This is a genomic window from Qipengyuania triglochinis, from assembly GCF_054655615.1.
The window spans coordinates 452,751-479,414 of record NZ_BAAHND010000002.1; the positions used below are offsets into that span (position 1 = coordinate 452,751).

A 26,664-nucleotide genomic window follows, 5' to 3' on the forward strand; every position below is an offset into this window, starting at 1 on the left:
CCTTTTCCAGCAAAAACCAAACTCACGAGATGCCGGGGGGGTTCCGGCGGGACTGAAAAAGATCGGAAAGTGGCCGGGACGCCCTTTCCGATCATGGACAAGGGGCGCGGGGCCAACCCGCGCTGGATGGACGGGTTTAGCATGAACACCAAGCGCACAACGCTTGCTTTCGCAGTGGCTGCTGCAGGTCTTACGATCGCTGCCGCACCTGCGCAGGCTGACACGAACACCGCGGTTGCCTCAGGCGCGATCGACGTATCGAAGGTGGCTTCGCCCGCCTCGGATGAAGGCGATGCAGAGTTTACCGAACTTTTCGCTCGCTGGGAAAATCCCAGTCAGACCATGTCGGCCCAGCCAATGGTTTCGGTCCCGTCACGTATGCCCCTGCAGGATGCACGGATGACCAGCGATTACGGCATGCGCGTCCATCCGGTGCTGAAACGCCGCCTCGGCCATAAGGGCGTCGACCTTGCAGCCACCACCGGCACGCCGATCTATGCGACGGCGGACGGTTATGTCTCTAAGGCCGCACCGTTCTCCAGCTACGGCAACTATGTCGCGATCGAACATGGGGCCCGCATCCAGACGCGTTACGCCCACATGTCGCGCATCGCGGTTGCCGAAGGCACCCGTGTCCGTAAAGGTGACTTGATCGGATATGTTGGCTCGACCGGTCGTTCGACGGGCCCGCACCTTCACTATGAAGTCCGCATCGACGGTCAGGCAGTGAACCCGGTTCCCTACATGGTGGAATCGGAAGCGCAGAAGGCTTTCGCTCTGGCGATGACCGAGGGCGGCCAAGGCGGTAACGACGAAGAATAAGCCGAACGACGTAAAGTCATTCGCAAATCAAAAAGGGCGGCGGGAATATCCCGGCCGCCCTTTTTCTTGGCCTTTTCGCTTGCCCCTGAGATTTCTCAAGTTAGGTTTCTCAATGCAACCGGACGAGTCCCGTCAATGAGGACCGCCGGTACGAGAGAGGACCGCCAATGCACCCGATCCAGCATGCGAAGACCCGCCCCGACCACCCTGCGCTGATAATGGCCGGGAGCGGGGAGACGATGACCTTTGGTGAGATGGACACCTATGCCAACCGCTTCGCCCAACTCCTTCGCGCGAGTGGGGTAGAACGCGGCGACCACTTCGGCGTCCTGATGGAAAATACCATTCACTACCTTCCGCTTGTCTGGGGCGCACAGCGCGCAGGCGCCATGCTGGTGCCGATCTCCACCCGGCTGACCGCGCCGGAAATCTGCTACATCATGAAGGATGCCAAGGTCGGCCTGCTGGTCACCACGCGAAAGTTCGATCCCGTGATCGCGGACATCCGAGAGCAATGCGCCGGGATCGACCTGCTGATCGTGGGCGGCGAAGGCGAGGAAGACTATGAGGCGAGGCTTGCAGCCCAGCCCGCACGACCGATAGCCGATCAGGCTCCGGGGCAATACATGCTCTATTCCAGCGGGACGACGGGCGCGCCCAAGGGGGTGCGCCCTGCAGCCCCTCCGACCGACGATATCGAAGCTGCCACCCCGCTGGTAGGCCTTGCGGTAATGGGCGCAGGGATGCCTGCGGACGGGAGCATGGTCTATCTTTCACCCGCACCGCTCTATCATGCCGCCCCCCTTGGCTGGTGCACGACCGCCCACAGGCTTGGCGGGACTGTCGTGGTGATGGAGAAATTCGATCCGGTTCATGCGCTGGAGGCGATCGAAAAATACGGGGTGACCGACAGCCAGTGGGTGCCGACCCATTTTGTACGCATGCTCAAGCTCGAGCCGGAAGAGCGGGAGGGTCACGATCTTTCGAGCCACCAGCGCGCCCTCCATGCCGCAGCGCCCTGCCCGGTGCCCATCAAGCAGGCCATGATCGAATGGTGGGGGCCGATCATCAATGAATATTACGCAGGCAGCGAAGGTATTGGAATGACGCTGATCAAGGCGGAAGACTGGCTGACCCATCCCGGCAGCGTGGGCAAAGCCATCTACGGCACGCTGCATGTCTGCGGCCCGGACGGCGAAGAACTGCCGGCGGGCGAGGACGGCCTGCTATTCTTCGAGAACGCGACCATTCCCAGCTACCACAACGATCCGGAAAAGACCGCCGAGGCAATGCATCCGCAAGGTTGGATGACGCTGGGCGATATCGGCCACATCGATACGGACGGTTATTTGTACCTTACCGACCGCAAGAGCCACATGATCATCTCCGGCGGCGTCAATATCTACCCGCAGGAAATCGAGAACCTTCTGGTGACGCATGAGAAGGTGATGGACGCAGCCGTGATCGGGGCGCCCTGTCCCGATTTCGGAGAGAAGGTCGTCGCCATCGTCCAACCGAAAGACATGGCCGATGCGGGCGGCGCGCTGGAGTCGGAACTGCGCGAGTTTCTGGCTGACAGCCTGTCCAGCATCAAGATGCCCAAGCTTTTCGATTTCCGGCCGGAACTGCCCCGCGAAGCAAACGGCAAGCTCTACAAACGCGAACTGCGTGACGAATTCGAACGCAAGGCCGAACGGGAGACTTCGCAGGCCTGAATCCCCAGGAAGTCAGGTCAGTTTAATGGCGTCGATAGGCAGCTGCGATGAACTTCCGCCCGAGGTGAAGTCCCTGGCAAATAGAATGCACCAAAAGACAGGCGCTGTTTAACCAGCCGTTCGCAAACCCGCGATATTGCGGGAAGAATCGAACTCGGTTCGTCGCATATTTCTACGGTTGGCGCTGCCATTCTGGTAAGTGAATCACATGGATACAACAGTAGGACGATAGGTTTTCGGCAGCAGTCGGAGACAGTGTCTTCCTGCGCCAAGAAAGGGGGCTTTTATGACTTTGCTAGAGCCGCATAACATGCCGTTTGCGGCCGCGCTCGTCATCATGCTGATCCTCGCAATGGTGCAACTGATCGGGATCGCCGATTTCGGCGACGCGGACTTCGATCTGGATGCCGATGGCGATGGATTGCCGGATGCGGGGATGTTCGACGGGCTGCTGACGCTGCTCGGCATCGGACGCGTCCCATTGACTATCTGGCTCGCGCTGTTCCTCTTTCTGTTCGCAGGCATCGGCCTTTCGGTGCAGGAACTGGCGACAAGTCTTACCGGCAGCCCGCTCGATAGCTGGCTTGCCGCCGTGATAGCGGGCGTGGCCGCACTTCCCGTGACGGGCGTCTTTGCCCGGCTGCTCGGCCGTATCCTGCCGAAGGACCACACCACTGCCGTGAGCACCGAAAGCCTGATCGGCCGCCGGGCGACGATCACGGAGGGTGTCGCGCGCACCGGTTCGCCAGCGCGCGCGCGAGTGAAGGACGTGCATGGCCAGACGCATTACGTCATGGTCGAACCGCACGAAGCATCATCGGAAATCCACGCCGGCGACGAGGTCCTCCTCGTCCGCCGCGAGGGTGGCCAGTTTTTCGCGACCGCGCTCGCCGAGCGGCGCCTGTCGCCAACTCAGTTGAATTAAGGGGGTTATTATGGACAGTCTGTTTGAAAATACGCTGGTGCTTGGCGGGGGGCTTATCCTCCTTGGCCTCATCATCCTCGTCTTCTTCCTCAAGATGTATCGCCGAGCGTCGAAGGAAACCGCCTTCGTGCGGACGGGTATGGGCGGCGAAAAGGTCGTGATGAACGGCGGGGCAATCGTCTTGCCGGTGTTCAATGAAACCATGCCGGTGAACATGAACACGCTGGTGCTTTCGGTCGTCCGCCGCGATGGCGAGGCACTGATCACGCTCGACCGCTTGCGGATCGATGTGAAGGCCGAATTCTACGTCCGTGTGAAGCCCGACAGCGAAGCCATCGCCATGGCCGCGCAGACGCTGGGTATGCGTACTATGCAACCGGAAATGCTGAAGGATCTGGTGGAAGGCAAGTTCGTTGACGCACTGCGCAGCGTGGCTGCGGGCATGACGATGAACGAGCTGCACGAACAGCGGGCGGATTTCGTCCAGAAGGTGCAGCAGGTCTCGTCGAACGATCTCGCCATGAACGGGCTGGAACTGGAATCGGTCTCGCTGACCGGTCTTGACCAAACCAGTATTGAGCACTTCAACGCCAACAATGCCTTCGACGCCGAAGGTCTGACCAAGCTGACCGAGCAGATCGAAGCGCGCAAGAAACTGCGCAACGACATCGAGCAGGACACGCGCGTTCAGATGGAAACGAAGAATCTCGAAGCCGACCAGAAGAGCTTCCAGATCAAGCGTGACCAGGAATATGCCCGGCTCGAACAGGAGCGCGAAGTCGAAGTGCGGCGCGCCGGCCAGTCTTCCGAAATCGCCCGCGAACAGGCAGAGCGTACCCGCGAAGCCGATGCAGCGCGGATCGAGGCAAAGAAGCAGGTGGATGCGCAGCAGATCGAGGCTGACCGTCTCGTCGAAGAGGCACGGATCGACCAGCAGCGGGCGCTCGAAATCGCCCGGCAGGAACAGCAGATCGCCGTGCAGAACAAGAGCCGCGAGGAAAGCCAAGCCAAGGCCGATGCCGACGAGGCGCGCGCGAAGGCCGTTGCTGCCGAAGAACAGGTTGCGACCAGCCGGGAAACCGAGATCGCCGAACGTCAGAAGCGCATTGAGCTGATCGAGGCATCGAAGCAGGCCGAACGCGATGCGATCAAGATCCGCGTCGATGCCGAGGCTGAGAAGGATGCTGCATCGAACCGCGCTGAGGCCGCGAGGCTCGAAGCGCAGGGTGAGGCTGAGGCCGAGAAGCTGCGTGCAGAAGCTGCGCGCGTCCGCTTCGAAGTCGAGGCTGCGGGTCAGAAGGCGATCAACGAGGCGGCCAACATTCTGTCCTCGGGCCAAATCAGCCTGCAGACGAAGCTCGCTCTGCTCAAGGTGCTGCCGGACCTCGTGCGCGAGAGTGCCAAGCCGATGGAAGCCATCGAGAGCATCAAGATCGTTCAGGTCGACGGGCTCACGAATGGTGGCGGCAAAGGCGGCTCCGGTGGCGCGGCCAATACTGGCGGAGGCTCGGGCAACCTTGCCACCGACGCGGTCAGCGCGGCGCTGGCCTACCGTGCACAAGCACCGGTACTCGATGGGCTGATGAAGGAACTGGGCCTCGATGGCTCGAGCCTCAATAGCCTGGTCAAAGGCCCGGCAGAACAAACCGGCGGGTTCGACGTCAAAGAAGATGTCACGGGCCCAGAGGAAGAGCCCAAGGCGCTTCCGGCCAAAGACAAGGCGAAAGACGAAGGCGAGAGCGCCGACGCCTGATTAGGGTGTAAGGCTAAAAGGAAAGGGCGCGCTGCGGTGTCCCCTTTTTTGTTGCGCCGGATAGGCCGCCAAGCCTAACCGCGCGCCATGAATGATACTCCTAAATGGACCATGCCCCCCGAATGGGCCCCGCAGGACTGGCTATGGATCGGCTTCCCGCACGATGCCGCCGAGTGGCCGGAAGTGCTTGCACCGGCACAGGAGCAGATCGCCGCTTTTGCCAATGCCGTGGCCGAGAGCGGGCAGGAAGTGCGCCTTCTGGTCCGCGATGCCAATAACGAACAGCGCGCCCGCGATCTGGTCAGCGGCGCGATCACGCTGGAACGACGCGAGTTTGGTGATGTCTGGCTGCGCGATACCGGCCCGCTGGTCGTCACCGACGGGGGACAGAATCGGGCTGCGCGCCGGTTTGGCTTCAACGGCTGGGGCGGAAAATATCTGATGGAAGGCGACCAGACCATCGGCGCCGAACTGGCGAAGGACGCAGGCCTGCCACTGGAAGTTGCGGACTGGATCCTAGAAGGCGGGGCGATCGACGGCGATGGCACGGGCCTCGTCGCTACGACCGAGCAATGCTTGCTGAACCCCAACCGTAACCCGGATCTGACCCGCGAAGATCTCGAACATCGCCTGAAACGTGACCTCGGCTTTAGCCGTGTATTATGGCTGGGTGACGGGCTGATCAACGATCACACCGACGGGCATGTCGACAACCTTGCGCGGTTCGTCGGTCCCAACACGCTCGCCCTGCCGCGCGCTACCGGGAAAGACGATCCGAACGCCGCCATTTATGCCGACGCGAAGGAGCGGGCCGAAGCTGCCGGGGTAACTGTCAAGGAAATCCCGTCGCCCGGCCTCGTCACCAGCGGCGACCGGATCGAGCCCGCGAGTTACGCCAATTTCGCGATCACCAGCCATCTCGTCGTGGTACCGACCTTCGGCAGTCCGCATGACGACGATGGTGTGGCGGCAATTGCCGAACTCTTCCCCGATCGCGCAACGATTGGCGTGCGCGGCGATGCCGTGCTTGCAGGGGGAGGCGGTTTTCACTGTGCCAGCCAGCAGATGCCGAAGGCGCAGAACGAGAGTTAACTCTTCATTAGGGAATTGGTCCGAGAATAGCCCTTGTGACAAAGGCTATCGCTCTCGCGCAATCTCAGGTTGCAGCTCTATCGCTGCACGGCATGGCGCGCGCAGCGATCGTGAGCGGTTGCGGCTTCGCGCTCGTGCTCGCCGGCCCCTTTCTTCCGCTCTGATCAGGCCAGCGCTTTCCATAGCGCGGCCACTGCGGCTGCACCCAGCACCACCCCGACACAGATCCGCCAGGTACGGTCTTCGATCTGGCCTGACGCGCGATTGCCGAGCCAGTTGCCCAGCAACACGGCCGGGAACAGCAAAACTGCCAGCAAAGCCAGCGTCCATTCGAGCACACCGATTGCGAGACCGCTGACCAGGCCGGTGGTCGATGCACAGGTGAAGATCAGCAGCATCGACGCCTTCGCCACTTCACGCGGAATGTCGCGGCCCACATAATAGGGGACGACAGGCGGTCCCGGCATGCCTGCGTAACCCGTCATCAGTCCGCTGAGAATTCCCACGCCGCCGGTAGTGGCCGGATGGTGTGCTGCCGAACCGCGACGCGGCAACAGCACGGCGGCGAAAGCGGACAATGCGATAAAGGCGATGACGACCCGCGCGACCGAAGGCGAGGTTATCGTGAGCAGGTAGAGTCCCAGAGGTGTGGTTACCGCAACGAGCGCGATGATGATCCACGCCGACTGTTCCGAATTGCGCAGCAGACGGCGGATTTCCGAAAGGCCGATAAAGACCGACAGGAAGTTCGTCAGCAATACCGCATGCACCGGCGAGAGCGTGAGCGCCAGGATGGGCACGAGCAAAATCGCCATGCCGAAGCCTGTAAGCCCGCGCACGAATGCGGAGCCGAAAGCAGCAAGCAATGCAGCACCAATGGCTACCGCTTCATAGCCGGCAAGAAAGATCACTTAGAGATTTCAGCCTTCGCGCAGATCAGGCGGTGTCGCCTCTGTCTTCAGCATGGCGATCGCCTCATCGAGCGGCATGACTTTCTGATGCTGCTGTCCGAGCGTGCGGACTGCGACTGTGCCTTCTTCCGCTTCGCGATTGCCTACCACCAGAAGGTGCGGGACCTTGGCAACCGAATGCTCGCGCACCTTGTAGTTGATCTTCTCGTTCCGGAAGTCGCTTTCCACGCGAATGCCGGCGGCTTCCAGCTTGGCGACCGCTTCCCTCGCGTAATCGTCCGCGTCGGACACGATCGTCGCGACCACCGCCTGCACCGGCGCGAGCCAGACGGGCATGCGGCCGGCGTAATGTTCGATCAGGATGCCGATGAAACGTTCGTAGGAACCGAAAATCGCACGGTGCAGCATGACCGGTCGGTGCTTCTCGCCATCCTCGCCAATGTAGCTCGCATCGAGACGTTCTGGCAGTACGCGGTCACCCTGGATCGTGCCAACCTGCCAGGTCCGGCCGATGGCATCGGTGAGATGCCATTCCAGCTTGGGGGCGTAGAAAGCGCCTTCGCCCGGGAGTTCCTCCCAGCCGAATTCCTCGCTCATCATGCCTGCCTCTTCGACGGCATCGCGCAGTTCCTGCTCGGCCTTGTCCCAGTCGGCGTCGCTGCCCAGCCGCTTTTCCGGGCGCAGGGCCAGCTTGATCGCGAAGGTGAAGCCGAAATCCTTATAGACGCTTTCGGCCAGCTGGCAGAACGCGCGGACTTCCTCGACCACCTGGCTTTCGGTGCAGAAGATATGTGCATCGTCCTGCGTGAACTGGCGCACACGCATTAGTCCGTGGAGTGCGCCATGCGGTTCGTTGCGGTGGCAACAGCCCATTTCGCCCAGCCGGATCGGCAGGTCGCGATAGGAAGTGATGCCCTGCTTGAAGACCAGTACATGGGCCGGGCAGTTCATCGGCTTGATCGCCATCCAGTCGGCGTCAGGCGCGACCTTGGGATGCGACGAGGCTGCACCGCTATCGTCCACTTCGGGCACGATATCTGGCACAGCGAACATGTTCTCGGCATATTTGCCCCAATGACCCGAGGCGGTCCACTGGCGCACGTCCATCAGCTGCGGCGTCTTGATTTCCTGATATCCCGCGCCGTCCATCTTGCGGCGCATATAGGCTTCCAGCTCGCGCCAGATGCGATAGCCATTCGGGTGCCAGAAAACGCTGCCATGCGCTTCTTCCTGCAAGTGGAAGAGATCCATTTCCTTCCCGAGTTTGCGATGGTCGCGCTTCGCGGCTTCTTCCAGCCGCGTGAGATGCGCATTGAGCTGCTTCTTGTTCAGCCAGCCCGTGCCATAGATGCGCGTGAGCTGAGCGTTATTCTGGTCCCCGCGCCAGTAGGCACCTGCCACGCGCATCAACTTGAAGGCCTGCGGATCGAGCTTGCCGGTGCTGGGAAGATGAGGGCCGCGGCACATGTCGAGCCAGGAGCCTTCTTCGTTCGGGCCGCCGGACCAGTAGACGGTCAGCTCTTCGTTCTCGGGCAGTTCCTTGGCCCATTCGGCCTTGAACACCTCTCCTTCGGCTTCCCACTTTTCGATCAATTGCTGGCGGCTCCAGACTTCCCGATGCAGCGGCTTGTCGGCCTTGATGATGCGGCGCATCTCTTCCTCGATCGCAGGTAGGTCGTCCATGCTGAACGGCTCGCGCGTTTCGGGCGCCTTTACATCGTAATAGAAGCCATCGTCAGTCGCGGGGCCGAAGGTAATCTGGGTACCGGGGAAGAGCGACTGAACGGCCTCGGCCAGAACGTGGGCGAAATCGTGCCGAGCGAGCTCCAGCGCGTCTTCCTCGTCGCGGCTCGTCACCAGCGCCAGCTCGGCATCGCCTTCGAACGGCCGATTAATATCACGCAGTTCGCCATCCACGCGCGCAGCGATGGCGGCTTTGGCGAGACCCGGGCCGATCGCGGCAGCAACATCGGCAGGGGTGCTGCCCGGTTCCATTTCGCGCACCGAACCATCGGGCAGGCTGATCTTGAGCAGTTCCGTCATCGTCTCATCCGTTTCCTTGCGCCGCTACTTCCCTGCGGGGCCCACATGAGCGGCCCAATGGCACAGGAAAGCGCGCGCTTGAAGCGGCGTTTGGTGTATTTTCGCGATTTCGGGAGGAAACGCCGGCCACCCGAAACCGGGCGGCGGACCGTCGCTTCAGATCGCGACCACCCGCCCCCGGCGATCCGGGGTGGTAGTAGTTGTGGTCGTGAAGCAAACTTGCGTCATGGCCTTAGCGGATAAGCGAGGCCGGCCGATTCCTCAACCCATGTCGAGGCGGCGCGCACCTGCCAGTGCAAAAACGCGTTTGGTGGCGACCACGCCAGCGCCCTTCTGCTTTACGCTGGCAAGGAAGCGATATTCGCTGGTTGCGCTTCCCGGTGTCAATTCGACGGCCATGTAACCCCGGCGCGAACTGTCCATGAATCGGAGTTCCGGATTGCGCTCAACCATTGCACGGGCGATGTCGTCGGGTGCGATCTGCGGCAGATAATTCTCGAAACCGGGCGAAGTCACGGCCTGCCCGCCAAATTCGACGCCGACATTTGCACCGCCATGCGTCAGATCGAAGGCCCAGGCGTTATGCGTGTCACCCGCCAGGCTGACGAGATTCGCATCTGCGGCGAGAGCGGCTTCATAGACCCGCGCGCGGGCGGCCGGGTAGCCATCCCACGCATCCATGTTGAGCGGCAATCCGGCTTCACTCGCAAGGGCGCTGTTGCGGATCCGCTCGAGCACATAGTCGGGCACACCTTCGGACATCCGGTCGTTGAGCGATGTGGCACTGCTGACCTTACCCATCAGGACTTGCTGCACCAATACCTGCCAGGTCGTGCCTTGACGGCGCGAGCGCTTAAGACCCTCGGCCAACCAGGCCTGCTGCCGTGCCCCGAGCACTTCGCGCGCCGGATCAAGATAGGTACCGTCACGGAAAGCGTCGAGACGTGCGACGATTTCCTCCGGCGAACCAGCCCCCTTAAGGACGGTGTTGTAATCGAATTGCTGCGAGCGTGCGGTCAAGCGCGTTTCCAGGCGATAGAGCGTTGCCAGATCGCCGACCTGATATTCGGCCCAGGGTTCGTCGGATACCGGCATCCATTCGCGATAGGCACGCATCGATGCGGCCTTGCGCACAGACCATGAGCCCTCGGTATCCGGCTGGTGGTTCTGGGCCCCGCCTTCCCAACTGTCGTTGGTGCTTTCATGGTCGTCCCAACCCGCGATCATGGGATAGAGCTGATGGAGGCGCTGAAGATCGCGATCGCTGCGATAAATCGCGAAACGGTTGCGATAATCGGCCAGAGATACCGATTCGCTGGCAGGCAGCACGTTTCGACCAGCGGCCGTCTGTTCGGCGGAGGGATAGTTACCGGCCGGATATTCGTAGAAATAATCGCCGAGGTGGAGCGCGCAATCGAAGTCGCCCGCTTCCGCCGCATGCGCATATGCATTGAACCAGCCGAAGCCGATATTGGAACACGAGAAGACGGCCATCTTCCACCTTGCCGCGCTCCCTTCTGGCAGCGTTCGTGTGCGGCCAAGATCCGACATGATTCCATCGGGCGCGACGAAGCGGAAGTAATACCAGCGTCCGGGTTCGAGATCGGTAGCCCAGGCTTTGCAGCAGTAATCATTGTTAGGGGAAGCAGTCACCGATCCTTCCGCGACCACGCGGCGATTGGCGTCGGCTTCCAGCACTTGCCACGTCACAGGCGTATCCTGCGCTGCCGCATATCGCGTCCAGAGGAGAACGCGATCGCGGCCCGGCTCGCCACTCGCGACACCATGCGTGAACCCTGTCGCTGCTCGGGCGGTCTGCGCCGCCAGTGGAGCCGCTGCAAATCCCGCACCGAGGATGCCACTTTTCAAAAGGGACCGGCGATCGAGCGCTGGCAGGCAAACGGATTCAGGCGGTGCGGTCAGCGACATGTGTTTCTCCTTCGCGCGCGGCATGACCGAAGCGCGTGGCAACTTCGTGACAGGTGATTTTTCGAGAAGGAAGAGATGAGCTTTACTTAATGGAAAGTGAGCTTGACACGCCACCGTCGTTGTGACAAATAGCCTTTACACAAAGAAAAGGACTCTTGCCATGAAACAGATTCACCAATCCCTGCTTCTTGCTGCCGCAATGATAGTTGTCGGGCTGCTCGCCATCTTCGATATCGTCCCGGAAAAAGTAGCGCAGTTTGCGCCCCTCGCCCTTCTCGCCTTGTTCCCAGGAGCATGGCTGGGCCGCGACCGTTGCTGCAACATTCTGAGGCGGGGCAAAGCATGAGCGCGAACACTGAAACGGGATCTCGCCGTGCAGGCTTGTGGGGCGGACTGTCGGTAGGCACTGCGGCCGCCATCCTTGGCCTCAAGCTTTCGGGCGCGATCGACAGATCGACGATTTATATTCTCGCCATCATTCCGCTGGTTCTGATGGTGCTTTGCTTCCGTGCCTCTCTTCAGGCGAGCAAGACTGTCAGCCGGTCCAACCAGGCAGCAGTCCGCTACACGAAAGGCATCATGGCCAGTTCGCTTGCCTATTTGCTAGGGCTGGGCGTTGCTCTGACGATCTGGCGCAATCTCGATCCCTCTACAGGAGTCACATGGTTCCTCGCGATGCTACCGATCCTCCCGATTTTCTGGATGATCTTTGTGATGGCTCGCTATCTCAAAGAGGAAAACGACGAATATCTGCGCTATCGGGCAATTATCGCATCGCTCATCGGCCTCGGATTTGTCCTGGCCATCGGCAGCTTCTGGGGGTTCCTGGAAACCTTCGAACTCGTACCCCACGTTCCTGGCTGGTGGTCCGTCCCGATATGGGCTGTCGGCATGGGTGTCGGTCAGGCCTGGCAGAGCAGGAGCGGCGAATGAAAAACCGCCTCAAGGTTCTGCGCGCTGAACGTGACTGGAGCCAGCAGGACCTCGCCGATCGGCTGGAAGTCAGCCGCCAGAGCGTGAACGCCATCGAAAAGGGGCGCTACGATCCCTCCCTGCCCCTAGCTTTTCGGATCGCGGACCTTTTCGAACTGGCGATCGAGGACATCTTTCTGCGTGACTGAACGCAAATTGCATTGGCATCGCTTGACTTGAACGATCCCCCCTTCGAATGTCGGCAACCGACGGGACGACGAACGATATTCGACTGGGGGGTCGCTTTTATTTATGCATTACACTGAAAACGAAGCCGACAGCGCGTTTGGCTTCGATGGCAACTGGCAGGACTTCGCCAGGATTGCCCTGCCCAACCTGCTACTCACTATCGTCACCCTCGGGATATACCGTTTTTGGGCGACGACGCGTGAACGCCGCTATCTCTGGGCCCATACGCGGTTCGTCGACGAGCGGCTGGAATGGACCGGCAAAGGGATGGAGCTTTTCATCGGCTTCGTACTCGTGATGCTGCTGTTCTTCCTTCCGTTCTCGCTGATCGGAATAGTGTCGGAATCGCTGATCCTGCGCGGTGAAGAAGGTTGGGCGATGCTGCTTACGGCGTCGAGTTTCTTCTTCATTCTCTATCTTACCGGCATCGCCCGCTTCAGGGCGCTGCGGTATCGCATGTCTCGCACTCGCTGGCGCGGCATTCGCGGGGGGAGCAACAATCAGGGTTTCAAGTTCGGCTGGTCCTACCTCTGGAAAACGATCGTCGGGCAAATCCCGTTCGGCCTCCTCGTGCCATGGTCGATGACTAGTCTCTGGAACGAGCGCTGGAACAAGATGAGCTTCGGCCCCTACCATTTCGATGCCGAAGCGCAGGCGGGCGACATTTTCGGGCGTTACCTCCTTTTCTATCTTGCCCCGATCCTACTTTTCGCCGCGATGGCAATCGCGGCCGTCACAGGAGGCGGTATCGGAGCGGGCCTGGGCGGGAATGACGGGTTCGGCATCGGTATGGGTCTTGGCATCGCCATCGCGCTGTTCGTCTGGTTTTTCGCGCTGGGGCTGATTGCAGCGGCATTCTATGCGAAATATTTCCGCGAGGTCGTAGGCTCGACACGCTGGAAAGATCTGCGTTTCGGCTTCGAAGCCTCGACGGCCGACTGGATCAAGCTGTACCTTGGGGACTTCGTCCTTGTCGTGCTGACTTTAGGTATCGGCTTCGTCTTCCTTTCCTACCGGCATTGGAAATTCTTCATCGTGCATATGGAAGCCGGCGGCGACATCCTGCTCGACGAGCTCACGCAATCCACGACGACCACCGCGAGGCATGGGGAAGGCCTGCTTGACGCCTTCGACATCGGGGCGATCTGACATGAGCGAAACGGCATTCCAGACCTTTGCCCAATGGTACGATGGCTACACGGCTGTCCGATACGAGGGCGAAGCCGTCTGGGATGGCGGCAGCCTGCTATCGTTGCATGGTCCCTCAGGCAGCATGAATGTGCCGTTCTCCGACTTGCAATACGGCGAGGAACGCGCAGGCGAGATCGTCTATCACCGCAAGAGCGAATCCGATTTCCGGCTCATCCTGCCTGCCGATCTGCCACCCGGTCTTTCATCGAAATTGCCGGAACGACAAACATACGGTGCTTGGGTGGACAAGTTCGGCCTCGGCAAGGCAACCGCGATCTTCGCCGGGATCAGCGTGGCCGCCGTTGCCTTGTTCATGACTGCCCCCGAATGGCTCGGCCCACGAATTCCGCAAAGCTGGGAGCGCAACCTTGGCGATGCGATCGTCGGGGATTTCGGCAACCGGCTGTGTCATACGCCCGAAGGTGACGCAGCGTTGGCAAAGCTTTTGAGGAAGGTTGATCCTGAGCAGGAGAAGGTCCGCGCAGGTGTCGCCAATCTCGGCATAGTCAACGCCGTCGCCCTGCCGGGTGGGCAAGTGCTGCTATTCGACGGACTGGTGCAGGATGCGGGAAGCCCCGAAGAACTTGCCGGCGTTCTGGGCCATGAGGTCGGGCATGTGCGCGAACGTCACGTGATGACGGCAATGCTGCGGCAATTCGGCCTGAGCATTCTCCTGTCGGGCGCCAATACCACTATTGGGGACACGATGTTCGGCCTGGCGGCAATGGGGTACTCGCGCGATGCGGAACGTGAGGCCGACGAATATTCGCGCGAACGCATGGCCGAAAGCAGAGTCTCGCCTCTGGGTGCAGCGCGGTTTTTCGAACGCCTCGGCGGCGATAGGGACGATGACGATGAAGATCTGGTCGGATGGGTTTCCAGCCATCCGGACCCGGCGGAACGTGCGAAGGCCTATCGAGCTGCAGCGCGCGGCAAAACGTTTGAACCGGTCCTCACTGATGAAGAATTTCGGGCACTCAAGAGCATGTGCAGACAGGACCCGGATGTAGAGAGCTTCGATCTCTTCTTCTGAGCTTTAGGAACCGGGGTTGCATCCTTTGCCGGCGGCCACGACATGTCTTGCCAATGAGCGACATACAATTCCACGCTATGCCCGATGGGCGGCGGATCGCCTTTCGCAAGGTCGAAGGTAAAGGCCCCGCGCTGGTGTTTCTGCCCGGCTACATGTCCGACATGGATGGCAGCAAGGCTACCGCCCTGTTCGACTGGGCTCGCAAAAACGGGCGGTCCTGCCTCCTGCTCGACTATTCCGGATGCGGTCGCAGCGATGGCGATTTTGCCGATGGAACCCTATCCAAGTGGCGGGACGAGGTTACGGAGGTGATCGAAGCCCAGGTCGCCGGAAAGGTAGTCCTGATCGGATCGTCGATGGGCGGCTGGCTGATGCTGTTGATCGCATTGGACCTGGGCGACAGGTTGGCGGGTATGATTGGCATTGCTGCAGCGCCCGACTTTACTGATTGGGGATATACCGAGGCCCAGAAGGAGCAGCTGGCAGCCGGGTCTATCGTGCGGGAAGAGAACCCCTACGGCCCCGATCCCACGCCCACACATCCTGAGTTCTTCGCCGATGCACAAGCACAGCTGTTGCTGGTCAACGAAATAGGCATCGCGGTACCTACCTGCCTTCTGCATGGCCAGCGTGACGCCGATGTTCCCTGGCAAATAAGCCGGCAGCTGGCGGACAAACTGCGTTCGGACGCGGTTCAACTTATGCTGGTCAAGGATGGCGACCATCGGCTGTCGCGGCCGCAGGACATTGCGCTGCTGCTGCGAACGGTCGATGGCCTTTTGCAACAGCTGGAAATCCTGTGACCAACATCCTTACTTCCGTCGCCTTCATGTTGATGCAGGTCGGACTCAATCCGGCCGCAGGCGGGATGCCCGGCATTCCCGAAGAATTGCGGGACCGCCCACCCCGGGAAACTGCCGACACGGGCCGCGAGGCGAACACGTTGGCGAAATGTCTGCAGCAAACGAGCAGCAATCCGCAGACTGCTCTCAACACGGCGCAGCGCTGGCGTGAAACTGCCGACAGCGATCTGGGCCTTGCCCAGAGCGCCCATTGTCTTGGTCTGGCCATGGTCAAGCTTGGCCGGATGAACGAAGCGCGTCAGGCCTTCGAACTTGCCAGCGCGGAAGCGCCAAAGGACAATCTGGGATATGCGGCACGGCTTTCCGCCATGGCCGGTAATGCGGCGGTAGCCGAAGGGGATATCGAAGCAGCTCTTCCTTTGCTGGACCGGGCGGGAGGCATGGCGCTGGCCGCAGAAGATGGCACCTTGGCCGCCGGCCTTCGCGTGGACCTTGCCCGTCTCCTGGTCAGGGCCGATCGTGAAGAAGATGCCGCAGCCGCTCTTGCCGAAGCGCGCGAGGCCGATAATACGAATGCCGAAGCCTGGCTGCTTTCCGCCACGCTTTCCCGCCGGCTCGAACGGCTGGGAGAGGCCCAGTCACAGATCGAGCGTGCCGCTCTGTTAGCCCCGCAGAATCCCCAGGTAGGCCTTGAAGCCGGCGTCATTGCCGCCATGTCCGGACGCGAGGCCGATGCGATCGCGAGCTTCTCATCGGTGCTCGAAGTGGCGCCTGACAGCGCCGAAGCCCAGCGTGCGCAAGGCTATCTCGACCAGCTAAGGAAACCCTCCCCAGAATGACCGATTATTCCATCCTCGACCTCGTCCCAGTTCGCGAAGGCGGCAATCTCAGCGAATCATTCGAGGCTGCCGTCTCCCTAGCCAAGGGCGCGGAAGAGGCTGGCTGCAAACGGTATTGGGTGGCCGAACATCACGCGATGGAAGGCATTGCGGGCGGCGCTACTTCAGTGGTTCTGGCCCACATCGGCAATGCGACCAATACGATCCGCATTGGTTCGGGCGGGATCATGCTCCCCAATCATACACCCTTCCAGATCGCCGAACAGTTCGGGACGCTCGATGCGTTGTTTCCCGGCAGGATCGACCTCGGGCTGGGCCGCGCACCGGGGGCCGGTCCGGAATTGCAGCGTGCCCTGAGAAAGGACCTCCACCGCGCCGCCGAGACTTTTCCGCAGGATGTGGTCGAACTGCAGAATTTCATGGCAGGCGGCACTGCGGTCCATCCGACGCCCGGGCTTGGCGCGAAGCCCGAGTTCTGGATGCTGGGGTCCAGCCTGTTCGGAGCGCAGCTCGCCGCTAAGCTCGGCATGCCTTATGCTTTTGCCAGCCATTTTGCGCCCGACCATCTCGATGCGGCACTTGCTGTCTACCGCCGCGATTTTCAGCCGAGCGAGACTTGCGAGAAGCCACACGTGATGGCGGCTATGAACCTGTTCTGCGCCAAGACCGAAGATGCGGCCCATACCCTTTCAACTTCGCAGATGCAGGCTTTCGTCGCACTGCGGACCGGACGCCCGTCGAAGCTCAAGCCGCCGGTCGAAGGGTATCGCGCGCACCTGCCACCAGCTGCGGCCGCGATGCTTGACCATATCGGACAGGCCAGCGCGATTGGCACGCCGCAGCAATGCGCGGCGGCGGTCACTCGCTTCGTCGAACGCACGCAGGCCGATGAAATCGTCTTTGCTGGCCCCACCTTCGACCCGCAGGCTCGAATTGACAGCCTCAAACTCGCGCTGGATGCGCTGGGCTGATTTTCTCCGCTGACGCTACGTCCGTGCCCCTTGCATAGGTTTGCAAAAATGCTTGTTCAGTGCCTTGCCCTCGTCTGGCAACGGGCCTAATCGCGGCGTCTGATCGATACCGGGTGAAGACTCGGATGTTTCAAGGCGCGGCAATTTTTCGCGTCATATTTGAGAGGCCCCATGGGTTCCAAAAACGGCTCGAAGCCCGCTACCACTCCTGCAAATCAGACCGATGCGCTCGTGCAGCACATGCGCGATTCCATGCTTCCGGGTGATACACCTTTCAGTCCGGAAGGCATGAAAGACGCGGCTGAATATGTGACTGCGACAGCTCAGCAGCGCAAATTCGGCGAGATTGCGATGCGGATCGAGTCGGTGACCGAGGGCCATCGCTATACGCGCATTGCCATCGTCAACGACGACATGCCGTTTCTGGTGGACTCGACCGCCAATGCCATTTCCGCGCTGGGTATCGCGATCGACCGTCTGGTCCATCCAGTGGTCCCGGTTGATCGGACCAAAGACGGCTCGCTCAGCCAAATCCACGAAGGCGAGCCTGACGACGCCTACTGGGAATCAATGATCTATCTCGAGACCGCCCGCGTCGATGCGAAACAGCGGCGGGCGCTCGAGGAAGAACTGCAGACCACGCTCGCCGATGTGCGCGCTGCGGTGCAGGACTGGTCCAAGCTGCAGGAACAGATGAAGGCCGATGCCTCCGCCATTGACGACGATGAAGGCAGCGCGCTGCTCGAATGGCTAGAATCGGGCATGCTGACACAGCTCGGCCATGTCGTGCGGCTGCGCGACGGCAGCCAGCAGGACGCGCTGGGCATCTGCCGCGCGGGCGAACCCGAGTTGCTGGTGGATAGCAGCTTCGAACGCGCTTTCGCCTGGTTCGAAGACGGTGAGAACCACCGCACGCCGCTCATCATCAAGGCCAACCACATCTCGCGCGTGCACCGCCATGTGCCGCTCGACCTATTCATCGTGCCGCGCCGCGAAGGCAAGAAGGTCACTGCCCTGTCGGTCCATGCCGGCGTCTGGACCAGTGCCGCGCTGGCTGCGCCGCCGCGTGCCGTGCCGATCCTGCGTGAACGGGTGGACCGCATTCGCGACCGGCTGAATTTCGACGAGGGCGGCCATGCAGGCAAGGCCCTGGTCCATGCGATGACCACGCTGCCACACGATCTCCTGATCGGCTTCAGCGAAGAGGATTGCGAGCGTGTCGCTACCACCATGATGGCGCTGGTCGATCGCCCGCGTCCCCGCCTGTCGCTGGTCGAGGCACCGCTGGCACGCCACCTCTTCGCCTTCGTTTGGCTGCCGCGCGACATGCTGGCAACGCAGGTCCGGTTGCAGATCAAGTCGCTGTTGGAAGATAGTGCTGCGGCCAATCTGCTCGACTGGAGCTTGGAAGTCGAAGGCGGCAACCTCGCCATGCTGCGGTTCGTGCTCGACATTCGCGACGGCGCGAAATCGCCGGACGAGACATTGCTCGAACAGCAGCTGCAGACCCTGCTGCGCGGTTGGAGCGAAGCCGTCGAGAACGAGCTCGGCACGATGGTGGAAAGCGGCCGCGCCGCTGCATTGGCCATCCGCTTTGCGGAACATTTCCCCACTGCCTTCCGCGCGCGTTTCGGCCCGCGTGAAGCTGCGGAAGATATTGCGCGCCTGCGCGGCCTAGGCATCCATGCCGACGACGCGGAAGAAGACGCGAACAATGCTCCTCAGCGCGGCGCCCGCCTCTATCTGTCCGAGCGTGACGGTCCTTCCAGCCTGCACCTCAAGCTGTACCAGTCGGAAGGCAGCCTGCCGCTGTCGGATGCCGTCCCGGTTCTCGAGAACTTCGGTTTCCACGTGCAGGCCGAAATGCCAACCGTTCTCAACGACGGCAAGCTAGGTACCATTCACGATTTCGCGCTCGAATTGGCGCCGGGCGTCGACGCTGCCGATCTGTTCGAACGCTCCGAAGCTATCGAGGCGGCGGTCGCGGCGGTCCTCAACGGCCATGCCGAGAACGACGTGTTCAACCGCCTCGTGGCCGAAGCCGGTCTCGATGCCGCGCATGCCGACTGGCTCCGCGCATTCTATCGCTATCTGCGCCAGACCGGCATGGGCTTCACCATCTACACGGTGGTCGATGCGCTGGCCAAGAATGCCGATATCACCCGCGCGTTGATCGATCTGTTCACTGCGCGCCATGACCCCGAATTTAAGGGTGACCGCGACGGCGCGATCGAGGATGCGCGCCATGTGATCAAGCGCGGCCTGTCCAAGGTCAAGGCGATCAATGACGATCGTCTGCTGCGGCTCTACAACGCTCTGATCGATGCGATCCTGCGCACGAACAGCTTCGCATCGGCAGCCAATGAAGCGCTTGCCTTCAAGATCGACAGCTCGCTGGTGCCCAACCTGCCTAAGCCGATCCCCTGGCGCGAAATCTTCGTCTATTCGCGCCGGGTCGAGGGCATCCATCTGCGTGCCGGTCCCGTGGCTCGCGGCGGTCTGCGCTGGTCGGACCGGCGCGACGACTTCCGCACCGAAATTCTCGGCCTGATGAAAGCGCAGCGGGTCAAGAACGCCGTGATCGTCCCGACCGGGGCGAAGGGCGGCTTCTATCCCAAGCAATTGCCCGATCCAGCGATCGACCGCGATGCCTGGGCCGCAGAAGGCCAGGCCAGCTACGAGGTCTTCATCCGCACCCTGCTGTCGATCACCGATAATATCGTGGACGACAAGGTCGTGCATCCGGAAGGTGTCGTCATCACCGATGGCGAAGACCCCTATTTCGTGGTCGCCGCAGACAAGGGCACGGCACGCTTCTCCGACGTCGCCAATGCGATCGCGGAATCGAAGGACTTCTGGCTCGACGATGCTTTCGCATCGGGCGGCTCGAAGGGCTATGATCACAAGGCCATGGGCATCACTGCCAAGGGCGCTTGGGTCAGTGTTCAGCGCCACTTCCTCGAGAAGGGCATCGACGTACAGACCGACCCGATCGAGGTTGTCGGCTGCGGCGACATGTCGGGCGACGTGTTCGGCAACGGCATGCTTTTGTCGAAAGCCATCAAGCTCGTGGCAGCCTTCGACCACCGGCATATCTTCCTCGATCCCGATCCTGATCCAGCCGCAAGCTGGAAGGAACGCAGCCGCATGTTCGACCTGCCCCGGTCGAGCTGGGAGGACTACAACGCGGATCTTATCTCACGCGGTGGCGGCGTCTATTCGCGCGATGCGAAAACCATCAAGCTGTCGAAAGCGATGCAGAAGGTCCTCGATCTGGACGTGTCCGAAATCGAGCCCGACACGCTGATTTCCGGTATTCTGAAGGCCCCGGTCGATCTGGTCTGGTTCGGCGGCATCGGCACTTACATCAAGTCGAGCGCCGAAAATAATGTTCAGGTCGGCGATCCTGCCAACGATCCGCTCCGCGTGGACGGCCGGGAAGTGCGCGCGAAGGTCATCGGCGAAGGTGCCAATCTTGGCGTCACGCAGGCAGGCCGGATCGAATACTCGCAGAACGGCGGCCGCTGCAACACCGACTTCATCGACAATTCCGCCGGCGTCGATTGTTCGGATAACGAGGTGAACATCAAGATCGCCCTTGCCGCAGCAAAGCGCGCAGGCAAGCTAACCGAACCCAAGCGGGTCGAGTTGCTTGAGGAGATGACCGACGAAGTCGCCGCTCTCGTGCTGGAAGACAACCGCTTGCAGGCACTGGCCATATCGATTGCGGAAATCGGCGGCGAACGGGCCATGGCTTCTCAGCTGCACCTCATCGAAACGCTCGAGGCAGGCGGCAATCTGGATCGCAAGACCGAAGGGCTGGCCGATAACCAGACACTGCAGCGCCGGGCGACCGATGGCGTCGGCCTGACGCGCCCCGAACTGGCAGTGCTGCTGTCCTCGACCAAGCTGGTGCTGCAGGATGCGATCGAGGCGAGCGACCTGCCAGACGATCCGATTCTCGAAGGCCTCTTGATGCGCAGCTTCCCGGAGCCGATGCGCGCGAAATTCAAGAGCCAGATCGAAAATCACCGGCTGCGGCGCGAAATCATCGCGACCAAGCTGGCCAATGCGATCGTCAACCGCCTGGGCATGGTACATCCCTTCGAGCTTGCCGAGGAAGAAGGCGTGGAACTGTCTCAGGTGGCGGCGGCCTTCGTTGCCGTGGCGCATTTGTTCGACCTCGGCACCCTGTGGGCGGAAATCGATCTTGCCGAGATGGACGAAAGCGGCCGCCTGGTGCTGTTCGAACGCTTGGCTGCTGCAACGGGCAATCTCATGTCCGATGTGCTGCGCACCGCTGGCGGACGCGTCCAGCCGGCTGCGATGGTTTCCGAACTCGGCGACGGGGTGAAGGTCCTTGTCGAATCTTCCGAGCAATTGCTTGGCGCCGAACTCAAGACCCAGTCGCTGAAGCTGCGCGAAACCTTCACGGCGGCAGGTGCACCCGATGAACTGGCGGTCAAGGTGACCAACACCTTCGACCTCGACGGTTCGGTTGGCCTGGCAAAGCTCGCCAGCGATACGGACATCGGCCCCAAGATGGTCACTCAGGGCTTCTCCGATCTCGGCGCTATGCTGGGCATCGACTGGGCGCAGAGCACGGCCGCGAAGATGAATCCGTCCGACGTCTGGGAGCGGTTGCTGACATCCGGCCTTGCCCGTGATTTTCAGCAGATGCGGCTCGAACTCCTGCGCCGCCTTGCGCGCAGGAAAGACGCCAAGACCGATATGCCGGCGGTCGTCGAAAACTGGGCGGAAGACCACGAAACGGCGATCCGCCAGTTCCGCACCATGGTCGACCGGGCACAGGCACAAACCCCTGTCGCCCCGGCCATGCTGGCCCAGGTGGCAAGCATGGCGCGCAACCTGCTGGCCCGGTAAACGGGCCCGCAAGGCTTGACCCGACCGGCAATTGCGGCCAGCCCTCCCGCGCATGGAGCACTATGATGTCGTCATCGTGGGGTCGGGCCATAGCGGCGCGCAGGCTGCGATAGCGCTGCGGCAGGCTGGTCACGAGGAACCCATCCTCATGATCAGCCGCGACCGCAATCCGCCTTACGAACGCCCCCCCCTTTCGAAGGAATATCTCGCAGGCGAAAAGCCGTTCGAGAAAATCCTCATCCGGCCCGAGCAGTTCTGGGCCGATCGGAACGTGACCCTGCGGTTGGGCTGCAACGTCAACGAAGTCGACTGGATGCGGCATGTGCTGACCCTGTCGGATGACAGCAGCCTGTCATACCGCAAGCTGATCTGGGCCGGGGGCGGCGATGCAAGGCGGCTCGACTGCCCGGGCGCGGATCTTGGCGGCATTCACACCATCCGCAATCGCCGCGATACCGACACACTCAAGAGCGAACTTGCGGCAGGTGCGAAGCGTGCCGTTGTGGTGGGTGGCGGATACATCGGGCTCGAAGGTGCCGCGGTGCTGCGCAAGCTTGGCTGCGAAGTCATGGTCGTGGAAACGCAGGACCGTCTGCTGGCACGCGTTGCCGGGCCGGAAATTTCCGACTTCTATCTGGCAGAGCATCGCGCACAGGGCGTGGATGTGCGCTTGGAAACCGGCGTCGAGCGTATCGAAGGCGATGGCGAAAAGGTGACTGGCGTCACGCTGTCGACAGGCGATACGATTGCTTGCGAGATCGTGATCGTCGGCATTGGAATCGTCCCATCCGTTGGCCCGCTCATCGCGGCAGGCGCGGCGGGAAGTAACGGCGTCGATGTGGATACATACGGCCGCACCTCGCTCGACGATATCTATGCGATCGGGGACTGCGCCGCACATCCCAATCCCTATGCCGACAATGCCGTGATCCGGCTGGAATCGGTCCAGAACGCCAATGACATGGCCAGCGTCGCTGCAAAAACCATCATGGGCGAGCGGGAAAGCTATGATGCCGTACCGTGGTTCTGGTCGAACCAGTATGACCTGCGCTTGCAGACCGTGGGCATTTCGAACGGCTATGACCAGACCGTGCTGAGGGGCACGCCGTCCGATCGCAAATTCAGCCTGATCTATCTTAAGGAGGGCCGGGTGATCGCGCTGGATTGCGTGAACAACACACGCGATTACGCGCAGGGGCGCAAGCTGGTTGTCAACGGCGCCGAGATCGATCCGGAGCTGCTGGCTGATACCGAAGTCGCGCTTAAGGAAATGGGCTGAGCTTGCCTGCCGCCCAAGCGGCTGCTTCCGCAACCGCAGGATCGGGATCGGCTTTCAGCTGCTCCACCTGGGCCTTCAGCGCGCCATTTCCGCTGTTGCCGGCAGCGTAAAGGCAATTGCGTACGAAACGGTCGCGCCCCACCCGCTTGATCGGCGAGCCTGAAAAGAACTGGCGGAAACCGGCATCGTCGAACTCGAGGAACCGGGCCAGCTGCGGCGCGGCAAGCTCCTCTCGCGGGGCCAGCTTGATATGGCGATGCGCGGTATCGGCAAACTTGTTCCAGGGGCACACCGCGAGGCAATCGTCGCAGCCATAGATGCGGTTGCCCAAGCTCTCGCGGAACTCTTCCGGGATAGGCCCCTTGTTCTCGATGGTGAGGTAGGAAATGCACCGCCGCGCATCGAGTTGATAGGGCGCCGGAAAGGCATTTGTCGGGCAGGCATCCTGGCAATTGCGACAGCTCCCGCACATGTCTCGGTGCGGCTCGTCAGGCGTAAACTCGATGGTCGAATAGATCGCGCCGAGGAACATCCAGCTGCCATGCGCGCGGCTGACCAGATTGGTGTGCTTGCCCTGCCAGCCGATGCCTGCCGCCTCGCCCAGCGGTTTTTCCATGACCGGTGCCGTATCGACGAAGACTTTGAGCTCGCTGTCCGGTTCGCGCGCAATCAGCCACCGGGCGAGCGCCTTCAGCGTCTTTTTGACCACATCGTGATAATCGCGCCCCTGTGCGTATACGGAGATGCGGGCTTTCTCGTCATCCCCCTCCAGCGCCAGCGGATCGACATCGGGGGCATAGCTCATGCCCAGCGCGATGACGCTCTTCGCCTCGGGCCACAGCCCTTGCGGCGATGCGCGCTGGACCTTGCGGCTTTCCATCCATTCCATCGAACCGTGGCGGCCATCTGCCAGCCATTCCTCGAACCGGGCGGTCCGCCGGGGATCCTCGCCCGCCGGCGCGAAGCCGCAAGCGGCGAAGCCCAGCTCACGGGCTTCGGCTCTCAGCGCGTTCTGCAATTCTTCCAGTGACGCGGTCTTAACCAAACTTGCTGTTGCTCCCGTTCACTCGGCGAGGGTAGGTCACACTCCTCAATGGGGAGTTCGATGAACGCGATGTCGCGAAACGACGATCATTACAACAGTGCCCTTGCCATAGAGGCGCGCGGGCTGGTCAAGCGTTTCGACAATACGCTGGCGGTGGACGGGGTCGATATATCCGTCCCCGAAGGTGCGATCTACGGCATTCTTGGCCCCAATGGCGCGGGCAAGACCACCACGCTGCGCATGCTTCTGGGCATCATCGACCCGGATGAAGGCGTGCGCCGCGTGTTCGGCCATGACCGGCCGCATGAGATCGCGAAATGGATCGGCTATCTTCCCGAAGAGCGCGGGCTCTACCCAGCCATGAAATGCGACGAGGCCATTGCCTTCATGGGCGCGCTACGCGGCCTTTCGCTTGAGGAAGGGCGCAGGCGCGGGCGCGAGCTGATGGAGAACCACGGCCTCAGCCACGCGATCGACCGGCAGATCAGGCAATTGTCGAAAGGCATGGCGCAAACCGTCCAGCTGCTCGGCACGCTGGTGCACCGGCCCCGGCTGGTGGTATTCGACGAACCTTTCAGCGGGCTCGATGCGATCAACCAGGGGAAGCTGGAAGTGATGATCCGCGACCTGGCCGACCGCGGCACCACGGTGATTTTCTCCACCCATGTCATCCACCATGCCGAACGCCTGTGCAACGACGTGGCAATCATTGCCGGTGGGCGCGTGCCCTATGCCGGTTCGGTCGACGCCGCACGTGACCGGATCCCCGCGCAGGTCAGGCTGGAAACACGCCGGGCGGATGGCGACTGGCGCGCGGCCTTGCCCGCAGATGCCCGCCACGACGCCAAACAAGGCGGGGGCCATTTCTGGTATTTCCCCATTCCCGACGGAGGGATCGAAGCGCTGCTGCGCCGCCTGATCGATGGCGAGGCTGGCATTCTGTCTCTTTCTATCGAACGGGCAGGACTGCACGATGCCTTCGTCGAAATCGCCGGCGAGGCCGCTGCCCGCGCCATGGAAGATCACGGAGCAGGAGACGCCGCATGAGCGCCGATGCCAGCCGCCTGCCCCTGTGGCGCGCCGCCCTCGTCATCGCACGCCGGGATTTCGGCGCGATCCTGTTTTCCAAGGCGTTCCTGTTCTTCCTTCTCGGGCCGATTTTCTTTGCCGCGATCAGCTTTGCGGCTGGTGCATTGGGCGCCAAGGCAGTGGAAAGCGCCGCCCCGCCAAAACTGGCAGTCATGCTGGGCCAAGCGGATAATGCCGCCTTCGCAACCGCACATGAGCGGCTGGAAAATTCGATCAGCCTACCCGGCATAGAAATCGTGGAACCCGGCGAAGGCGAACCTGCAGCGCTGCTGGCCGACACCTCGCGCAACATCGGAGCGGTGCTCACCGGCACGCTCGACCGGCCCGAACTCACCGGCACGCCGGAAAGGCTCAACAGCTGGCGCGGCGAAGTCGCCTTGCTCAGCGCTCAGGCCAGCGAAGGCGGCGCAGCTTCCATGCCTGAAGTCACGCTCAAGCCCACGCAGTCCAGCGTAGCCAATACGCGTAGCTCGCAAACCGCAACGGCCACCGGCGCGATCACTTTGCTGTTCCTTCTCACCATGTTGTTGGCAGGCATGGTCCTGTCGAACCTGGTGGAGGAAAAGGCGAACAAGATCATCGAGATCCTGGCCGCCGCGATCCCGATGGACGCGGTCTTCTATGGGAAGCTGTTCGCCATGCTCGCGGTCAGTTTCGTGGGCATCGCGGTATGGGGCAGCATCGGCACGGTGATCTTCGCGCTTGGGAGATCGGCCTTCGGATCGTTTCTCGAACCGGCCGTGGGCTGGCCGCTGTTCTGCGCCTTGTTCGTAATCTATTTTGCGATGGCCTATCTCCTGATCGGATCGGTTTTCCTGACCATCGGATCGATGGCCCCGACAGTGCGCGACGTGCAGACACTGTCGATGCCCGCCACCATTCTGCAGTTGGCGGTCTTTTTCCTCGCCACCTATTCGATGAGCGATCCCGGCTCGGCGGCGGAGATATTCGCCGTGCTGTTCCCCGTATCCTCGCCCTATGCGATGGTTGCCCGCGCGGCGCAGTCTCCGGTGCTGTGGACCCATCTGCTGGCCCTGGCCTGGCAGATCCTGTGGGTGGCAATCTTTGTGAAGACCGGGGCCACCCTGTTCCGCCGCAAGGTGATGAAATCGGGCAAGGCCGGGGGCAAAGGCGCCAAGCGCCGCGGGCTGTTGCGCCGATAGCGGGCGCTGCCTTCCT

General features: G+C 61.7%; 21 protein-coding genes. 17 read left to right on the forward strand and 4 right to left on the reverse strand.

The features are described 5' to 3' along the window. Window positions 1-126 precede the first annotated feature (126 nt). The 5 genes from ACYQ0G_RS08315 to ACYQ0G_RS08335 all read left to right on the forward strand — a co-directional run bounded on the left by ACYQ0G_RS08315 (window position 127) and on the right by ACYQ0G_RS08335 (window position 6,307). Window positions 127-822 (forward strand): M23 family metallopeptidase, encoded by a 696-nt coding sequence (locus ACYQ0G_RS08315; RefSeq protein WP_460102806.1) that lies wholly within the window; start codon window positions 127-129, stop codon window positions 820-822. 167 nt (window positions 823-989) lie between these two features. After that, window positions 990-2,537: an acyl-CoA synthetase gene (locus ACYQ0G_RS08320; RefSeq protein ID WP_460101566.1), complete on the forward strand. Its 1,548-nt coding sequence runs from the start codon at window positions 990-992 to the stop codon at window positions 2,535-2,537. Window positions 2,538-2,823: 286 nt separating this feature from the next. Then, on the forward strand, window positions 2,824-3,462 hold the full coding sequence (locus ACYQ0G_RS08325) for a YqiJ family protein (protein WP_460101568.1): 639 nt from the start codon (window positions 2,824-2,826) through the stop codon (window positions 3,460-3,462). Between the two features lie 10 nt (window positions 3,463-3,472). Continuing rightward, entirely contained in the window at window positions 3,473-5,215 is a 1,743-nt protein-coding gene (locus tag ACYQ0G_RS08330; RefSeq protein WP_460101570.1) for a flotillin family protein, read from the forward strand. Window positions 5,216-5,302: 87 nt separating this feature from the next. After that, window positions 5,303-6,307 carry an agmatine deiminase family protein gene (locus ACYQ0G_RS08335; RefSeq protein ID WP_460101572.1) on the forward strand — a complete coding sequence of 335 codons (1,005 nt, stop codon included), beginning with the start codon at window positions 5,303-5,305 and terminating at the stop codon, window positions 6,305-6,307. Between the two features lie 164 nt (window positions 6,308-6,471). Here ACYQ0G_RS08335 and ACYQ0G_RS08340 read toward each other — a convergent pair whose 3' ends face one another. The 3 genes from ACYQ0G_RS08340 to ACYQ0G_RS08350 form a co-directional block, all read right to left on the reverse strand. After that, complete coding sequence (locus ACYQ0G_RS08340) at window positions 6,472-7,218, reverse strand: sulfite exporter TauE/SafE family protein (RefSeq protein ID WP_460101574.1); 747 nt, start codon at window positions 7,216-7,218, stop codon at window positions 6,472-6,474. Between the two features lie 9 nt (window positions 7,219-7,227). Next, window positions 7,228-9,261: a threonine--tRNA ligase gene (gene thrS / locus ACYQ0G_RS08345; protein ID WP_460101575.1), complete on the reverse strand. Its 2,034-nt coding sequence runs from the start codon at window positions 9,259-9,261 to the stop codon at window positions 7,228-7,230. Between the two features lie 261 nt (window positions 9,262-9,522). Continuing rightward, a complete protein-coding gene (locus ACYQ0G_RS08350) occupies window positions 9,523-11,190 on the reverse strand; it encodes an alkaline phosphatase D family protein (RefSeq protein WP_460101576.1) in 1,668 nt (555 codons plus the stop codon). A 160-nt stretch (window positions 11,191-11,350) separates the two neighbouring features. Here ACYQ0G_RS08350 and ACYQ0G_RS08355 point away from each other — a divergent pair, with 160 nt between their 5' ends. From ACYQ0G_RS08355 to ACYQ0G_RS08400, 10 genes are all read left to right on the forward strand, one after another. Beyond that, window positions 11,351-11,536 carry a hypothetical protein gene (locus ACYQ0G_RS08355; RefSeq protein ID WP_460101578.1) on the forward strand — a complete coding sequence of 62 codons (186 nt, stop codon included), beginning with the start codon at window positions 11,351-11,353 and terminating at the stop codon, window positions 11,534-11,536. Then, the gene (locus ACYQ0G_RS08360; protein ID WP_460101580.1) at window positions 11,533-12,123 is read left to right on the forward strand and encodes a hypothetical protein; all 591 of its coding nucleotides are present in this window, start codon (window positions 11,533-11,535) and stop codon (window positions 12,121-12,123) included. The genes ACYQ0G_RS08355 and ACYQ0G_RS08360 overlap by 4 nt, the downstream gene beginning before the upstream one ends. Next, the gene (locus ACYQ0G_RS08365; RefSeq protein ID WP_460101582.1) at window positions 12,120-12,311 is read left to right on the forward strand and encodes a helix-turn-helix transcriptional regulator; all 192 of its coding nucleotides are present in this window, start codon (window positions 12,120-12,122) and stop codon (window positions 12,309-12,311) included. Before ACYQ0G_RS08360 ends, ACYQ0G_RS08365 begins: the two co-directional genes overlap by 4 nt. 103 nt (window positions 12,312-12,414) lie before the next feature. After that, window positions 12,415-13,500 carry a YjgN family protein gene (locus ACYQ0G_RS08370; protein WP_460101584.1) on the forward strand — a complete coding sequence of 362 codons (1,086 nt, stop codon included), beginning with the start codon at window positions 12,415-12,417 and terminating at the stop codon, window positions 13,498-13,500. Window position 13,501: 1 nt separating this feature from the next. Continuing rightward, window positions 13,502-14,575: a M48 family metallopeptidase gene (locus ACYQ0G_RS08375; RefSeq protein ID WP_460101586.1), complete on the forward strand. Its 1,074-nt coding sequence runs from the start codon at window positions 13,502-13,504 to the stop codon at window positions 14,573-14,575. Between the two features lie 53 nt (window positions 14,576-14,628). Continuing rightward, a complete protein-coding gene (locus ACYQ0G_RS08380) occupies window positions 14,629-15,378 on the forward strand; it encodes an alpha/beta hydrolase (RefSeq protein WP_460101588.1) in 750 nt (249 codons plus the stop codon). Further along, a complete protein-coding gene (locus ACYQ0G_RS08385; RefSeq protein ID WP_460101590.1) occupies window positions 15,375-16,217 on the forward strand; it encodes a tetratricopeptide repeat protein in 843 nt (280 codons plus the stop codon). The genes ACYQ0G_RS08380 and ACYQ0G_RS08385 overlap by 4 nt, the downstream gene beginning before the upstream one ends. Next, entirely contained in the window at window positions 16,214-17,188 is a 975-nt protein-coding gene (locus tag ACYQ0G_RS08390) for an LLM class flavin-dependent oxidoreductase (protein WP_460101592.1), read from the forward strand. The genes ACYQ0G_RS08385 and ACYQ0G_RS08390 overlap by 4 nt, the downstream gene beginning before the upstream one ends. A 171-nt stretch (window positions 17,189-17,359) precedes the next feature. Next, a complete protein-coding gene (locus ACYQ0G_RS08395) occupies window positions 17,360-22,072 on the forward strand; it encodes an NAD-glutamate dehydrogenase (protein WP_460101593.1) in 4,713 nt (1,570 codons plus the stop codon). A gap of 52 nt (window positions 22,073-22,124) precedes the next feature. After that, window positions 22,125-23,351 carry an NAD(P)/FAD-dependent oxidoreductase gene (locus ACYQ0G_RS08400; RefSeq protein WP_460101595.1) on the forward strand — a complete coding sequence of 409 codons (1,227 nt, stop codon included), beginning with the start codon at window positions 22,125-22,127 and terminating at the stop codon, window positions 23,349-23,351. Here ACYQ0G_RS08400 and queG read toward each other — a convergent pair. After that, window positions 23,335-24,396 carry a tRNA epoxyqueuosine(34) reductase QueG gene (queG, locus tag ACYQ0G_RS08405; RefSeq protein ID WP_460101597.1) on the reverse strand — a complete coding sequence of 354 codons (1,062 nt, stop codon included), beginning with the start codon at window positions 24,394-24,396 and terminating at the stop codon, window positions 23,335-23,337. The two genes, ACYQ0G_RS08400 and queG, sit on opposite strands and share 17 nt — an antisense overlap. 69 nt (window positions 24,397-24,465) lie before the next feature. Between queG and ACYQ0G_RS08410 the strand changes: the two genes are divergently transcribed. Together ACYQ0G_RS08410 and ACYQ0G_RS08415 are read left to right on the forward strand one after the other, a co-directional pair. Next, the gene (locus tag ACYQ0G_RS08410; protein WP_460102808.1) at window positions 24,466-25,443 is read left to right on the forward strand and encodes an ABC transporter ATP-binding protein; all 978 of its coding nucleotides are present in this window, start codon (window positions 24,466-24,468) and stop codon (window positions 25,441-25,443) included. Further along, entirely contained in the window at window positions 25,440-26,648 is a 1,209-nt protein-coding gene (locus ACYQ0G_RS08415; protein ID WP_460101599.1) for an ABC transporter permease, read from the forward strand. Before ACYQ0G_RS08410 ends, ACYQ0G_RS08415 begins: the two co-directional genes overlap by 4 nt. The last annotated feature ends 16 nt before the right edge of the window (window positions 26,649-26,664 follow it).

Bases quoted from the DNA above. Each gene is read 5' to 3' on its own strand.
- ACYQ0G_RS08315 (WP_460102806.1), top strand. From the start codon at position 127: ATGGACGGGTTTAGCATGAACACCAAGCGCACAACGCTTGCTTTCGCA.
- ACYQ0G_RS08320 (WP_460101566.1), top strand. From the start codon at position 990: ATGCACCCGATCCAGCATGCGAAGACCCGCCCCGACCACCCTGCGCTG.
- ACYQ0G_RS08325 (WP_460101568.1), top strand. From the start codon at position 2,824: ATGACTTTGCTAGAGCCGCATAACATGCCGTTTGCGGCCGCGCTCGTC.
- ACYQ0G_RS08330 (WP_460101570.1), top strand. From the start codon at position 3,473: ATGGACAGTCTGTTTGAAAATACGCTGGTGCTTGGCGGGGGGCTTATC.
- ACYQ0G_RS08335 (WP_460101572.1), top strand. From the start codon at position 5,303: ATGAATGATACTCCTAAATGGACCATGCCCCCCGAATGGGCCCCGCAG.
- thrS (WP_460101575.1), bottom strand. From the start codon at position 9,261: ATGACGGAACTGCTCAAGATCAGCCTGCCCGATGGTTCGGTGCGCGAA.
- ACYQ0G_RS08350 (WP_460101576.1), bottom strand. From the start codon at position 11,190: ATGTCGCTGACCGCACCGCCTGAATCCGTTTGCCTGCCAGCGCTCGAT.
- ACYQ0G_RS08355 (WP_460101578.1), top strand. From the start codon at position 11,351: ATGAAACAGATTCACCAATCCCTGCTTCTTGCTGCCGCAATGATAGTT.
- ACYQ0G_RS08360 (WP_460101580.1), top strand. From the start codon at position 11,533: ATGAGCGCGAACACTGAAACGGGATCTCGCCGTGCAGGCTTGTGGGGC.
- ACYQ0G_RS08365 (WP_460101582.1), top strand. From the start codon at position 12,120: ATGAAAAACCGCCTCAAGGTTCTGCGCGCTGAACGTGACTGGAGCCAG.
- ACYQ0G_RS08370 (WP_460101584.1), top strand. From the start codon at position 12,415: ATGCATTACACTGAAAACGAAGCCGACAGCGCGTTTGGCTTCGATGGC.
- ACYQ0G_RS08375 (WP_460101586.1), top strand. From the start codon at position 13,502: ATGAGCGAAACGGCATTCCAGACCTTTGCCCAATGGTACGATGGCTAC.
- ACYQ0G_RS08380 (WP_460101588.1), top strand. From the start codon at position 14,629: ATGAGCGACATACAATTCCACGCTATGCCCGATGGGCGGCGGATCGCC.
- ACYQ0G_RS08390 (WP_460101592.1), top strand. From the start codon at position 16,214: ATGACCGATTATTCCATCCTCGACCTCGTCCCAGTTCGCGAAGGCGGC.
- ACYQ0G_RS08395 (WP_460101593.1), top strand. From the start codon at position 17,360: ATGGGTTCCAAAAACGGCTCGAAGCCCGCTACCACTCCTGCAAATCAG.
- ACYQ0G_RS08400 (WP_460101595.1), top strand. From the start codon at position 22,125: ATGGAGCACTATGATGTCGTCATCGTGGGGTCGGGCCATAGCGGCGCG.
- ACYQ0G_RS08410 (WP_460102808.1), top strand. From the start codon at position 24,466: ATGTCGCGAAACGACGATCATTACAACAGTGCCCTTGCCATAGAGGCG.
- ACYQ0G_RS08415 (WP_460101599.1), top strand. From the start codon at position 25,440: ATGAGCGCCGATGCCAGCCGCCTGCCCCTGTGGCGCGCCGCCCTCGTC.